Origin of the sequence: Pseudoxanthomonas koreensis, from assembly GCF_041890415.1 — a bacterium.
GTDB classification, from domain to species: Bacteria; Pseudomonadota; Gammaproteobacteria; order Xanthomonadales; family Xanthomonadaceae; genus Pseudoxanthomonas; species Pseudoxanthomonas koreensis_A.
In genome coordinates, this window is sequence record NZ_CP169056.1 from 2552342 (window position 1) to 2565377 (window position 13036).

At 71.3% G+C, this 13036-nt stretch carries 9 protein-coding genes; 3 read left to right on the forward strand and 6 right to left on the reverse strand.

From position 1 onward, the window contains the following. Positions 1-86 precede the first annotated feature (86 nt). Positions 87-1472 (reverse strand): hypothetical protein, encoded by a 1386-nt coding sequence (locus ACEJ41_RS11650; RefSeq protein WP_374012432.1) that lies wholly within the window; start codon positions 1470-1472, stop codon positions 87-89. 456 nt (positions 1473-1928) lie between these two features. Between ACEJ41_RS11650 and ACEJ41_RS11655 the strand changes: the two genes are divergently transcribed. Further along, positions 1929-4151 carry a primosomal protein N' gene (locus ACEJ41_RS11655; RefSeq protein ID WP_374012433.1) on the forward strand — a complete coding sequence of 741 codons (2223 nt, stop codon included), beginning with the start codon at positions 1929-1931 and terminating at the stop codon, positions 4149-4151. 64 nt (positions 4152-4215) lie between these two features. On the opposite strand, the gene ACEJ41_RS11660 is transcribed toward ACEJ41_RS11655, so the two are convergent. After that, positions 4216-4968, reverse strand: coding sequence for an NYN domain-containing protein (locus ACEJ41_RS11660; protein ID WP_374012434.1), 753 nt, complete (start codon positions 4966-4968; stop codon positions 4216-4218). Positions 4969-5058: 90 nt separating this feature from the next. Between ACEJ41_RS11660 and ACEJ41_RS11665 the strand changes: the two genes are divergently transcribed. Then, the gene (locus ACEJ41_RS11665; RefSeq protein WP_374012435.1) at positions 5059-6339 is read left to right on the forward strand and encodes an NAD(P)/FAD-dependent oxidoreductase; all 1281 of its coding nucleotides are present in this window, start codon (positions 5059-5061) and stop codon (positions 6337-6339) included. A 178-nt stretch (positions 6340-6517) separates the two neighbouring features. Further along, positions 6518-7141, forward strand: a complete 624-nt coding sequence (locus ACEJ41_RS11670; protein WP_374012436.1) for a trimeric intracellular cation channel family protein — start codon at positions 6518-6520, stop codon at positions 7139-7141. A gap of 336 nt (positions 7142-7477) precedes the next feature. Here the strand turns inward: ACEJ41_RS11670 and alr are convergent, their stop codons facing one another. The 4 genes from alr to ACEJ41_RS11690 all read right to left on the reverse strand — a co-directional run bounded on the left by alr (position 7478) and on the right by ACEJ41_RS11690 (position 13023). Continuing rightward, positions 7478-8548, reverse strand: a complete 1071-nt coding sequence (alr, locus tag ACEJ41_RS11675) for an alanine racemase (RefSeq protein ID WP_374012437.1) — start codon at positions 8546-8548, stop codon at positions 7478-7480. A gap of 91 nt (positions 8549-8639) precedes the next feature. Next, entirely contained in the window at positions 8640-9962 is a 1323-nt protein-coding gene (locus ACEJ41_RS11680; RefSeq protein WP_374012438.1) for a D-amino acid dehydrogenase, read from the reverse strand. A gap of 103 nt (positions 9963-10065) precedes the next feature. Further along, positions 10066-12246 carry a carboxy terminal-processing peptidase gene (locus ACEJ41_RS11685; protein WP_374012439.1) on the reverse strand — a complete coding sequence of 727 codons (2181 nt, stop codon included), beginning with the start codon at positions 12244-12246 and terminating at the stop codon, positions 10066-10068. 165 nt (positions 12247-12411) lie between these two features. Next, positions 12412-13023 (reverse strand): hypothetical protein, encoded by a 612-nt coding sequence (locus tag ACEJ41_RS11690; protein WP_374012440.1) that lies wholly within the window; start codon positions 13021-13023, stop codon positions 12412-12414. Between the last annotated feature and the right edge of the window lie 13 nt (positions 13024-13036).

Below are 13036 nucleotides of genomic sequence, written 5' to 3' on the forward strand. Positions count from 1 at the left end.
AACGGGGGCGCTGCGGGGCCGGCGCGGCACGCAAGGTGCGCGATTCTACCTGCACGGCTACCTGTGCACGCCTGCGCCAGGCGAAATCAGCCCTGGCTGCGCCGTTCCAGCCAGGCGTCCAGTTGTGCCGGCGGCTGCGCCATCAGTTCGCGCCGCAGGCGGTCGCGCACGGCGGGGGCGGCGCGGCGCGCAAGTTCGGCCAGGCGCGCGCGCTGCTCCGGGGTCATCGCCCTGAGCGTGGCCAGCAGCGGCGCGCGCTCGTCAGCGGCCACGTAGCCCAGCAACGGATGCAAACCCGGGTAATCGGCACCCAGCACCGGCCCCAGCAGCCAGCCACGACGCTCGATGGCATCCAGCGCGGCGAAGCGCGCACGCAGCGTGTCGCGCTCGTCGGCGGGCAACGCGTCCAGGGCGGCGGCAACCTCGCGCAGTTGCGCCCGGGTGCCGGCATCCAGTTGCCGCCACGCTATCTGGCGGGCGTCGGCGTCGGCATCAGTGTCGGCATTGGCATCTGCATGAGCGTCGGTGTCGGTGCCCGCGGCTGCACCGGCCGTGGCGGTGTGCGTGGATGGCGGGGACAACGGGTCGGCCCGCTCAAAGCGCGATTCCGGCGCACCGGCCGCGTACCAGGACAGCAGGCCCAGCGCGTCGATCATTGGATCGGCAGGAGCCGGATCGGCCGGCGCGTCGATCCCGGCGTGGGACGCAGCGGCAGTTGCCGGCAGCGGTTCGACCACGATCGGGCCCGGATCGCGGATGCCGGGCGGTGCGTCGGGGACCGGCTGTGGCTGCGGCTGTGGCTGCTGCGGCTGCGCCTGTTCCTGGCTGCGCTCCCACCACCAGGTGCCCGCCAGGGCAGCGGCGCACGCCAGCGCCACCAGCAGCGCCCGCTGCCAACGCCGGTCGCTGCGTGGCGGGTCGGCGGGCAGCGTGATTCCGGGGATCGGCCCGCGCCCGGACAAGGCGACCTCGCGCAGGTCGGCGATGCGCAGCAGCCGGCGCGGCGGAAGGTCCCGCCCCGCCTGCTGCACGGCCTGGGCCAGCTGCTGCCAGGCCTGCGCATCCGCCGCGCCGGCCGGGTCACGGGGACACGCCTGCTCCAGCCACTGGCGGTAGGTGTCCACGTCCACGCCCAGTGCGTGGGCGGCCGGTTCCTCGTCCAGCCCGGCCGCCAGGCGCAGCAGCAGTGCCCGCCGCGGGGCCGGGTCCAGTACGGCCAGCGGCTCCAATGGTTCGGGCCATTGTCCGGTTCCTTCCAGCGGCGAGGCCGCGACCAGCCGCCAGAACCGATCCGGCCACTGCGCCATCGACTGCCGCGCCGCCTGGCTGGCGAAGGCGCGGATGGTCGCGGCCAGCGCCGCGCCGGCTGCCTCGGTGCGGCCACTCTGCAACCACAGGAACACCCAGGCACGGCGCTCGTTGCCACGCACGAATGCAGCCAGTGCAGCGGGGGGCAGCTGGTTCCGGTTCACGGCCATCGGGGGAGAAGGACCGGCGTCATGGCCGCGATGATACGGCCCGGACCTGTGCCCGCCCCGGCTTGACAAACCGGCCACATTCACCCCCGGACCGCCGCAATGACGGCCCGCAGCCGTTTCGGTTGTGCACAGCGTCATGGCCGATGACACCGATCCTGTCCATGCCCCGGGCCCGGCAAGGGCAGGCACCATGTTTCACGGACAAGTACATGATTTGCATGGATTTTATCGGATGGCGTTTTTTTGACCAACCTGAGGCACAGGCTGCTGGGCGTGTGCCTGCTGCGTGAAGCATCCGCGTGATGCACAAGCTTATCCACAGTTTGTGTGGATAAACCTGAATCCCCAGCGGGGACCGTGGCTTACGTCCCATTTATCAGCGCGGGGGCAGCATTGCGATGCAACCGCCCCCCGCTCCAGCACGCGCCGCCGGCACGTAGACTGCGCCCGATGCCTGCCGCTTCCAGCCCCTGCCTGCGCGTGGCCCTGCCGCTGCCGCTGCCGCGCCTGTTCGACTATGCGCCGCCGCCCGGTGCCGCTGCGGCCGCCGGCGATGTCGGCCGGCGTGTGCGGGTGCCGTTCGGCACGCGCGAACTGGCCGGGGTGGTGGTCGCGGTCGGCCCGCCGGAATCATCTGCCGAGCTGCGCCAGGCACTGGCCTTCGTCGATCCGGTGCCGCTGTTTGCCGGCGAACTGTTCGATTCGCTGGGCTGGCTGGCGCGCTACACCCATGCGCCGCTGGGCGAAGTGCTGGCCACGGCATTGCCGGCGCCCCTGCGCGCAGGCGAGCCACTGCCGGATACCCACGCCTGGGCGTGGGCGCTGACCGAGGCCGGCGCGACCGGCCTGGCCAGCCTGCGCGCAGGGGCGCGGCCGCGGCGCCTGGCCGAACTGCTGCAGGCCGGGCCGATGGACGAGGACCGGCTGGACCAGGCACTGGAAGGCTGGCGTCCTGCAGCGCGCGCGCTGGCACGCCGCCACTACGCCGACCGGGTCGCGGTTCCGGCCAGCGCCCATCCACCGGCACCGCAACCCGGGCCACTGCCCAACCCCGGCCAGCAAGCCGCGATCGAAGCGATCGCCGCCACGGCGGGCTTTGCCCCGATGCTGCTGGAGGGCGTCACCGGCAGCGGCAAGACCGAGGTCTACCTGCACGCCATCGCCGCGTGCCTGGCGCGCGGTCGCCAGGCGCTGGTGCTGGTGCCGGAGATCGGCCTGACCCCGCAGACCCTGGCCCGCTTCCGCGCCCGCCTCGGGGTCAGCGTGCACGCCCTGCACTCGGGCATGGCCGACGGCGAGCGTGCGCGGGTGTGGGCCGCGGCCTGGCGCGGCGAGGCACGGGTGGTGGTCGGCACCCGCTCGGCGGTATTCGCGCCGCTGCCCGAGGCCGGGCTGATCGTGGTCGACGAAGAGCACGACGCCAGCTACAAGCAGCAGGACGGCATCCGCTACCACGCGCGCGATTTCGCCCTGGTGCGCGGCAAGGCACTGGACGTGCCGGTGCTGCTGGGCAGCGCCACGCCCTCGCTGGAAACGCTGCACAACGCCCAGGCCGGCCGCTATGCGCACCTGCGCCTGCACCAGCGCGCCGGTGATGCGCAGCCGCCGACGGTGCGCATCCTCGACGTGCGCAAGCGCCCGCTGCAGGCCGGGCTTGCACCCGAAACGCTGCACGCGATCGAGGCCGCGCTTGGCGACGGCGGCCAGGTACTGGTGTTCAAGAACCGCCGCGGCTATGCACCGGTGCTGCTGTGCCACGACTGCGGCTGGAGCGCGCACTGCCCGCGCTGCAGCACTGCCACCCAGGGCACGCCAATGACCGTGCATGCCGGCGGCGGCAGGCTGGTCTGCCACCACTGCGGGCATCGCCAGGCGCGGCCACCAGCCTGCCCGGACTGCGCCAGCCTGGCGCTGCAGCCGCAGGGAATCGGTACCGAACGGCTGGAGGAACTGCTGGCCGAGCGGTTCTCCGATTGGCCGGTGCTGCGCATCGACCGCGGCACCACTGCACGCCGCGACGGCCTGGCCAGGCTGCTGGCCGAACTGGGCGAGCGGCCGGGGATCCTGGTCGGCACCCAGATCCTGGCCAAGGGCCACGACCTGCCCAACCTCACCCGGGTGGTGGTGGTGGGCGTGGATGAAGGCCTGTTCTCGTCGGACTTCCGTGCCGGCGAGAAGCTGGCGCAGTTGCTGATCCAGGTGGCGGGACGGGCCGGCCGGGCACAGCGCCCGGGCGAGGTCTGGTGGCAGACCCACCATCCCGAGCATCCGCTGCTGCACGCCCTCATCCAGGGCGGCTACGGGTCATTCGCCCGCGCCGAACTGCCGCAGCGCGAAGCAGCCGGCTTCCCTCCGTTCGCACACCTGGCGCTGCTGCGCGCCGAAGCACAGCAGGCCGACGCCGCGGCCGCCTTCCTGCATGCCGCCCGGGACATCCTGCACGCGGCGCTGCCCGCGGGCCGGGCACCGGAAGCGGCAATCGCGCTGCATGGCCCGCTCACCGCACCGATGGCGCGCCGTGCCGGCATGTACCGGATGCAACTGCTGCTGTCGTGCGGCCACCGCCCTGCCCTGCACGCCTGCCTGGACGCCGTGCTGCCGGCCATCCACGCGCTGCCGCAGGCGCGCCGCGCCCGCTGGTCGCTGGATGTGGATCCGGTGGACCTGTACTGAGGCCGCGCGATGCGGCACGCCTGCGCGCGTCGTCGTCGCCGCACGTGGATCGCTTGCCCTGCGCTCAGTCGATCTTCTTCTTGGCCGGCGCGCGGCGGCGCGGCTTGTCGCGCACCCAGATCACCTTGCCATCCTGCTTGAGCTCGAACAGCCCGGCAGCCTTGACCAGGTCACTGAGCTTGCGATAGCCGTAATTGCGCGGGTCGAACGAGGCCTGGTTGCCGATCTGGCTGCCGACCACGTCCAGGCGGGTCCAGCCGTCGTCGCCACTGCCGGCGTCCACCGCGCTGCGCAGCATCTGCACCAGGCGTGCGTCGCCGCGCAGCTCCTGCGCGTCCTTGGGGCTGGTGGCGGCCGTGTGGCCGTTGTCCGGGCTCACCGCGCCAAGGGCTTCGACATAGGTGAACTTGGAGCACGCATTGACGAACGGCGCGGGCGTCTTCTTCTCGCCGAAACCGTAGACCTTCATGCCGTCGGTGAGCAGGCGCATCACCAGCGGGGTGAAGTCCGCATCGCTGGAGACGATGGCAAAAGCGTCCAGGTTGCGCGCGTACAGCAGGTCCATGGCATCGATCACCATCGCCATGTCCGAGGCGTTCTTGCCGCTGGAATAGGCGAACTGCTGGATCGGACGGATCGCATACTCGTGCAATACCGCTTCCCAGCCCTTGAGGTTGGAGCTTTTCCAGTTGCCGTAGGCGCGGCGCACGTTGGCCACGCCGTGGCGCGCGACCTCGTTCAGGACCAGGTCGATCTTCGCGGCCGGCGCGTTGTCGGCGTCGATCAGCAGGGCGATGCGGGTGTCGGTGTCGGCCATGTCGGTCCTTCGCCTGTGACGGATGGGTGCGATGTGGAGAAGTGTTGCACAGCGCCGGCATCGACGAGGCGGGCGTGCCAGAATCGGGGCATGCACGCGGCACACGCCAGTGTCCCCCACCTGCTCGTGATCGGCGGCGGCTTCGCCGGCCTGTGGGCCACCCGCGCACTGGCCAGGGCGCCGTTGCGCATCACCCTGCTCGACCGCAGCAACCACCACCTGTTCCAGCCGCTGCTGTACCAGGTGGCCACCGCCGGGCTGTCGGCACCGGATATCGCCGCGCCGCTGCGGCACATCCTGCGCGGGCAAGGCAACGTGCAGGTCAGGCTGGGCGAGGCGGCCGCCATCGATGCGCAGGCGCGTACCGTCACCCTGGCCGATGGCAGCGTGCTGGACTTCGACTACCTGCTGCTGGCGACCGGCGCCACCCACGCCTACTTCGGCAACGATGCCTGGGCCGCGCACGCACCCGGGCTGAAATCACTGGACGACGCGCTGCACCTGCGCCGGCGCCTGCTGCTGGCGTTCGAGCGCGCCGAAAGCTGCGACGACCCGGCCGAACGCGCAGCCTGGCTGAGCTTTGCCATCGTCGGCGGCGGCCCGACCGGGGTGGAACTGGCCGGCACCCTGGCCGAAATCGCCCGGCACACGCTGAAAAACGAGTTCCGCAACATCGACCCGGCCGCCGCGCGCGTGCGCCTGGTGGAGGCCGGGCCGCGGGTGCTGGCCACGTTTCCGGCAACGCTTTCGGACAAGGCCCGGCGCCAGCTCGAACGCCTGGGGGTTGAGGTATCGGTCGGCGTGCCGGTCACAGGCATCGATGCAGGCGGCTACCGGCTGGGAGAAGAGTACGTGGCGGCGCGCACCGTGGTCTGGGCCGCGGGCGTGGCGGCCTCGCCACTGGCGCGTGCACTGGGCGTGCCGCTGGACCGGGCCGGACGTGTGCCGGTGGAGGCGGACCTGAGCGTGCCCGGGTACCCGCACGTGTTCGTCGCCGGCGACCTTGCCGCCGTCAGCCGTACCGACGGCAGCGCGGTGCCGGGCGTGGCCCCGGCCGCCAAGCAGATGGGCCGGCATGTGGCCGCTGCGATGCGCGCACGGTTGCGCGGCCGCCAGGCGGGAGCGTTCGCCTACCGGGACTTTGGCAACCTGGCCACCATCGGGCGCATGGCCGCGGTGGTGGACCTGCACGGCTTCAGGATTTCCGGACTGCTGGCGTGGTGGTTCTGGCTGGCCGCGCACGTGTTCTTCCTGATCGGCTTCCGCAACCGGCTGGTGGTGCTGCTCAACTGGGCCTGGGCCTACTGGAGCTACCAGCGCGCGGCGCGGATCATCCTGGGCCGGGATCACGACCAGGCGCCGCCCTTGTAGGAGCCGGTCTCGCCGGCGACCGTGGGGCGGACGGATCATTGCCGCCCGCTTTCACGCAGACGCATCCGCCATGGCGGAGCGCCTGGCCGGCAACGCCAACGGCGCGTGCAAGGCACGCGCATGACAATCCCGCGGTGGGCTGCGATCCTGTGCGGCAATTCCTGCCGCCGATGCAGCCGTGTCCACGCTCGTCCTGCTGTTCGACCTTCTCGGCACCTTCGTATTCGCGCTCAGCGGCGGCACCCTGGCGGTGCGCCATCGCCTGGATTTCTTCGGCGTGCTGGTGCTGTCGTGTGCGGCGGCCGTGTCCGGCGGCATCGCCCGCGACGTACTGATCGGCGCGCAACCGCCGACCGCGCTGGCCGACTGGCGCTACCTGGCCACCGCCATGCTTGCCGGCGTACTCACCTTCTACCGGCACCAGTCGATCGAACACATGCGCAACCCGGTGCAGGTGTTCGACGCGGCCGGGCTGGCGCTGTTCGCGGTGCTGGGCACCGGCAAGGCGCTGGCGTTCGGGCTGTCGCCGTTCGCCGCCACCCTGCTGGGAATGATCACCGGCATCGGCGGCGGCATCGCCCGCGACCTGCTGGTGGCGCGCACGCCGGTGGTGCTGCAGGCCGAGCTGTACGCGGTGGCGGCCCTGGTGGGGGGCAGCGTGGTGGCAACCGCGCACGTGGCCGGGCTGCCGCAGAGCCCGGCCATGGTGATCGGCGCGCTGGTCTGCTTCGGCCTGCGCTTCATGGCCATCCGCCATGGTTGGCACCTGCCGGCGGCCACACCGCCGGACGACCAGCGCTGACCGCCACCCGCCCGCAAGAGCCGGCCCTGCCGGCGATGCCTTGCCATCGATCGGCCGCATCCAATGCGGAACGCGCGCTGCGTTACCTGTAGGAGCCGGTCTTGCCGGCGATGCTTTGCCTTTGCCGGCGATCGACCGCATCGAATGGCCAACGTGCGCCGCGGTCGCCCGCAAGACGGGCTCCTACAACGGCAGGATCATGCCGGGACCCATGCGGGACCATGCGGGGGCCATGCGGGACCATGCGGGGACCATGCGGGGACCATGCGGGGACCATGCGGGGTCATGCCGGGCCATGCGGGGACGATGCCGGGACCATGCCGGGACGATGCCGGGTCAGCCGTGGTATTGCAGCGGTACCCGCTTGACCCCGCACAGCAGCCGGTAGCTGCTGGTCTGGCTGCAGGTGACCACGTCGGCGGCGGCTACCTGGCGGCCCCACAGTTCCACGGTGCTGCCCACGCCTGCATCCGGGTGCCCGGTCAGGTCCACGGTCAGCATGTCCATCGACACCCGGCCGATGAGCTCGCCGGGACGGCCGTCGATGGCCACCGGGGTTCCGTTGGCCGCCGACTGCGGATAGCCATCGGCGTAGCCCAGGGCGACCACGCCCACGCGGGTGGGCCGTTGAGCCACGAAGCGCGCGCCGTAACCGACCGGTTCGCCGGCCGCCAGGTCGCGCACGGAGATCACCTTCGATTCCAGGGTCATCACCGGACGCAAGCCGGCGGTGGCGTCCCGTGCCGGGGGCACCGGCGCGACGCCATACAGCATCAGCCCGGGGCGTCCCCAGTCCGCACGTGCCTGCGGCCATGCCATCAGCGCTGCCGAATTGCACAGGCTGGCCTGGCCCGGAAGCCCGGCGGTGACGCGGGTAAAGGTGTCCAGTTGTTCCAGGGTCCTGGTGCAGCCAGGTTCGTCGGCGCGGGCGAAGTGGCTGGTCTTGATGATGTCCGACACCTGCGGCAGCGCCTGCAGCCGGTGCCATGCCTGCACATAGCCCTCCGGGTCGATGCCAACCCGATGCATGCCCGAATCCAGCTTGAGCCAGACCTGGATCGGCCGCTGCAGCGTGCAGCGCTCGAGCATGGCGACCTGCCACGGTGCATGGATCACGCACCACAGCCCATGCTCGGCGATCAGCGGCAACTCGCTGGCTTCGAAGAAGCCTTCCAGCAACAGGATCGGCGCGCCGATGCCGGCCTGGCGCAGCGCCAGCGCCTCTTCCAGGCAGGCCACGGCGAATCCGTCGGCTTCGGGCTCCAGCGCCGCGGCACAGCGCAGTGCGCCGTGCCCGTAGGCGTCGGCCTTGACCACCGCCAGGGCCCGGCCACCGGCCAGCCCACGCGCCAGCCGGTAGTTGTGGCGCAATGCATCGAGGTCGATCAGGGCACGGGCGGGTCGCATTCGGACGGATCTGGCGGACGGGTGGAAGACGCTTGCCGGCGAGGGCGTGCGCGGGCGGAAAGGAGGCGGCCGCCATCGCGACCGCCGTGGATCAGGACGCCATTGTCGCCGGAGTCGACCCGTTCGGTTCACCCCTACCCGGCGTCGCGGCATTGCGGCGACGATAGCGCGAGATGTCCAGCCCCTGGCGGCTGATGCCGGTGGGCTGGCGTGCGATGACGTCGGCCAGGTAGCGGCCCGAACCGCACGCCATGGTCCAGCCCAGGGTGCCGTGGCCGGTGTTGAGGTACAGGTTGCGCAGCGCGGTGGCGCCCACCACCGGCGTGCTGTCGGGCGTTGACGGGCGCAGGCCGGCCCAGAAATCGGCGCGCGCCATATCGCCGCCATGCGGAAACAGCTCGGCCACCACTTTCTCCAGGGTGGCCCGGCGGCGCGGATCCAGGCGCAGGTCGTAGCCGGCCACCTCGGCCATGCCGCCCACGCGGATGCGCCTGTCGAAGCGGGTGATGGCGATCTTGTAGGTTTCGTCCAGCACGGTGGAGGTGGGTGCCATCGCTGCATCGACGATCGGGATGGTGAGCGAATAGCCCTTGAGCGGATACACCGGCAGGTCGATCCCCAGCGGCCGCAGCAATGCCGGCGACCAGCACCCCAGGGCCATCACGTAGCGATCGGCGGTTTCGAGCCGGCCATCGATGCGCACCCCGGTCACGCGCGCGCCATCGGCGTCGATCGCCTCCACGGTTGCGCCATAGCGGAATTCCACGCCCAGGCCTGCGGCCAGGGCCGCCAGCCGCTCGGTGAACAGCCGGCAGTCGCCGGTCTGGTCGTCGGGCAGGCGCAAGGCGCCGACCAGCAGGTCGCCGGCCGCGGCCAGCGCCGGCTCGACCCTGGCGATGCCGGCGCGGTCCAGCAGTTCATACGGCACTCCGGCCCTGCGCAGCACCGCGATGTCGCGTGCGGCCGCATCGAGCTGGGCGCTGGTGCGGAACAGCTGGGTGGTGCCGAGGCGGCGCCCTTCGTATTCCAGCCCGGTCTGGACGCGCAGCTCGTCCAGGCAGTCGCGGCTGTATTCGGCCAGGCGGACCATGCGCTCCTTGTTCACCGCATAGCGCGCGGCGGTGCAGTTGCGCAGCATCCGCGCCAGCCACAGGTATTGCCGCGGATCGGAGGTCAGCCGGATCGCCAGCGGCGCATGCTTCTGGAACAGCCACCTGATCGCCTTCAACGGCACGCCCGGCGCCGCCCATGGCGAGGCGTAGCCAGGCGATATCTGCCCGGCATTGGCATGGCTGGCGGCCAGCGCCGGCCCGGGCTCGCGCTCGACCACGCTCACCTCGAACCCGGCACGCGCCAGGTACCAGGCGCAGGTCACGCCGATCACCCCACCACCCATGACCAGGACCCGCTGCATTGCACCACCTCCGCAGGGCGCTTTTACCGGCATGACGGCAGATGCCCGCGCTGCACGTCACCGGCCTGGAACCGGCCGCGGCCACGGCGCCGCGATCGACCCGCTACTCGGCCCAGCGCATCGCCGAGGACGTCACCGGCAGGACCTGCGCCGACAGCGGGCTGTCCTGTTCCAGCAGGCCGATGGCGTCGGCCAGGATCGCGGCCGACTCGCGCTGCAGCGGGTCGGGCCGCTTCTCGGCCGCCTTCTCGCGCGCGGCATCCTTGACCACGTCGCGCTCGTTGGCGGTCAGGCCATCATCGGTTTCCTCGGCCAGCGGATCCAGGTCCAGGCCCTTCTCCTTGCGGATGGCCTGGCGCTCCTTGCGCTGGGCTTCCTGGCGCTCGCGCTCGGCACGGCGCTCGGCCTCGTTGAGCGACAGCGACTTGCGCGCGGCCTCCTCGCGGTAGCGGGCCACGTCCTCGCTCCACCAGCGGAACTCCAGGTCGTCGGCGATGCGCCGCGCGTGCAGGGTCTGCAACTGCGGCAGCAGCGGCGCGAAATTGCCGTAGCGGGTATGCGGCACCGCTGCGATCCGGGTCCAGGGCAAGGCGTTGTCGTAGGTGCTCTCGCCGAACTCGTTGGCGTCCACGCTCAGCGGATAGGCGATGTCGGGCACCACGCCCTTGTGCTGGGTGCTGCCACCCTCGATGCGGAAGAACTGGGCGATGGTCAGCTTGACCTGGCCGAAGCGCGGGCCCTCGCTGGCCGGCCAGCGGTCCAGGTCCACCAGGTTCTGCACGGTGCCCTTGCCGAAGGTGGTTTCGCCGATGATCAGCGCGCGGCCGTAGTCCTGCATCGCACCGGCGAAGATCTCCGAAGCCGACGCCGAGGCGCGGTTGACTAGCACCGCCAGCGGGCCGTCCCAGGCCACGCCGGGGCTGCGGTCGCCGTTGACGCTGACCCGGCCGCCGGATTCGCGCACCTGCACCACCGGGCCCTGGTCCACGAACAGGCCGGTCAGCTGCACCGCCTCGTCCAGCGAGCCGCCGCCGTTGTTGCGCAGGTCCAGGACCACGCCATCCACGCCTTCGGCCTTGAACTGCTCCAGCAGGTCGGCCACGTCGCGGGTGGCCGAGGTGTAGTCCTGGCCATTGCGCCGGCGGCCCTCGAAATCCTGGTAGAAGGTGGGCAGCTCGATCACCCCGACCAGCCGCTGCGGCAGGCCCTCGTGCGCCGGGATGGTGTAGGTCTTGCGCTTGGCGGCCTGCTCGGCCAGCTGCACCCGGGCGCGGGTGAGCATGACGAACTGGTGCTCGCCATCGATGCCGTTCTCGGCCGGGATGTATTCCAGGTTCACCCGGGTGCCCTTGGCGCCGCGGATCTTGGCGACGACGTCGTCGATCCGCCAGCCGACCACGTCCTCGACCGTGCCCGACCCCTGGCCCACGCCGACGATGCGGTCGCCGGCCTTGAGCGTGCCGTCCATCGCCGCCGGCCCGCCGGGGATGATCTCGCGGATCACCACCACGTCGTCCTGGCGCTGCAGCTGCGCGCCGATGCCTTCCAGCGACAGCGACATGGCCTGGTTGAAATTTTCGGCCGTGCGCGGGGTGAGGTAGTTGGTGTGCGGGTCGATGGAGGCGGTGTAGGCGTTGAGGAACAGCGAGAACACGTCCTCGCTCTTGAGCTCGGCCGCCGACCGGCCCATCTGCGCGTAGCGCTTGTCCAGGGTCTTGCGGATGTCCTCGGGCGCCTTGCCGGCCAGCTTCAGGCGCAGCCAGTCGTTCATTACCGACTTGCGCCAGATCTCGTCCAGCGCGGCGTCATCGGCGGCCCATGGCGCCTCTTCGCGGTCGTACTCCCAACGCTCCTGGCCGGAGAACGTGAACTCCTGCGCCAGCAATGCGCGGGCGTGCGCGGCACGCTGCTCCACCCGCTGGCGGTAGGTGACGAAGATGGCGAAGGCCGGCTCCGGGTCGCCACTGCGCACCGCATCGACCATGCGCCCGCGCCATGGCGCAAAGCGCTCCACGTCTGCGGCGGTGAAGTACAGGCGGTTGCCGTCCAGCGCTTCCAGGTAGCGGCGGAAGATGTCCGCCGACATCGCCGCGTCCGCCGGCCGCGGGCGGTAGGCGTAGCGGCTGTCCGACAGCAGGCCGAACACCAGCTTGGAGGTGGTGGCCTGGTCGGCCGTAGGGGCCAGGGCGAGCTGCTCGACGGGCGCGTCCGTGCGTGCCGGCAGCGCAACCGGCAGGGCCAGCAGGAAGGCGAGGCTGAGCAGGGCGGGGAATCTGGGGTTCATGCGCGATCTCGGGCCGTTCCTGGCCGGTTGCGTACAGGTTGAATGACGTCTGTGACCAGCCACAGTGCCGGAAGTTGCCGTTCCGCGTGCACCGGACACCTGCACAGGCTAGCCGCTGGCGGAGGAAAAAAGGTGAATGTCACGTGGCACGACGTGGCCAGCCGGCTACTCGGGGGCGCGCGGCTTGATCCGGTAGTAGGTCCTGCCTGCGTGCTCGGTGCTGTCATCCAGGTCGACGCTGGCGCAGTACCCGTCGCCGCAACGTGCCGTCTCCAGCTCCGACAGTGCCCGCAAGTGCCCCAGCGTGCGCTCGGCCTGCGCCGCTTCCTTCAGCCTGGCCCAGCTGTAGGCACCCGAACCGATCGCCGCCAGCACCGACCCGGTTGCCAGGCACGCCAGCCCGATCCAGGTGAACCTGCGCCGGTCCTGCGCCAGCTGCTGCCTTTCGCGGGCCAGCCCGGCGGTGGCGGATTTCAGTTCGGAGATGACCGGTTCGGCCTCGGCGCGGATCCGGCCAAAGCCCTCGCCCGCTCCCTGCGCGATCGCATCCCGGGTCTGCTCGCGGATGCCCCGGGATGCATCGTCGACGATCCGGCCCGCACTTGCCGAGAGCGCCTGCGCCGACTGGGTCAGGTCCCTGACCTGCTGGTCCTGCCTCTGCGACTGCGCCTCGAAGTGCTTCTTCTGGTGTTCCTGCAGGGTCAGGATGTGGCCCATGGCCCGCTGCAGGTACTCGGCGAGGCTGCGCAGTTCGGCGCCGGGATCGTTGGTCTGCATGTCCTCGTCCGTG

Coding starts and splice junctions, on each gene's coding strand:
- ACEJ41_RS11685 (WP_374012439.1), bottom strand. CDS start 12,246: ATGAACCCCAGATTCCCCGCCCTGCTCAGCCTCGCCTTCCTGCTGGCC.
- ACEJ41_RS11655 (WP_374012433.1), top strand. CDS start 1,929: ATGCCTGCCGCTTCCAGCCCCTGCCTGCGCGTGGCCCTGCCGCTGCCG.
- ACEJ41_RS11665 (WP_374012435.1), top strand. CDS start 5,059: ATGCACGCGGCACACGCCAGTGTCCCCCACCTGCTCGTGATCGGCGGC.
- alr (WP_374012437.1), bottom strand. CDS start 8,548: ATGCGACCCGCCCGTGCCCTGATCGACCTCGATGCATTGCGCCACAAC.
- ACEJ41_RS11660 (WP_374012434.1), bottom strand. CDS start 4,968: ATGGCCGACACCGACACCCGCATCGCCCTGCTGATCGACGCCGACAAC.
- ACEJ41_RS11690 (WP_374012440.1), bottom strand. CDS start 13,023: ATGCAGACCAACGATCCCGGCGCCGAACTGCGCAGCCTCGCCGAGTAC.
- ACEJ41_RS11680 (WP_374012438.1), bottom strand. CDS start 9,962: ATGCAGCGGGTCCTGGTCATGGGTGGTGGGGTGATCGGCGTGACCTGC.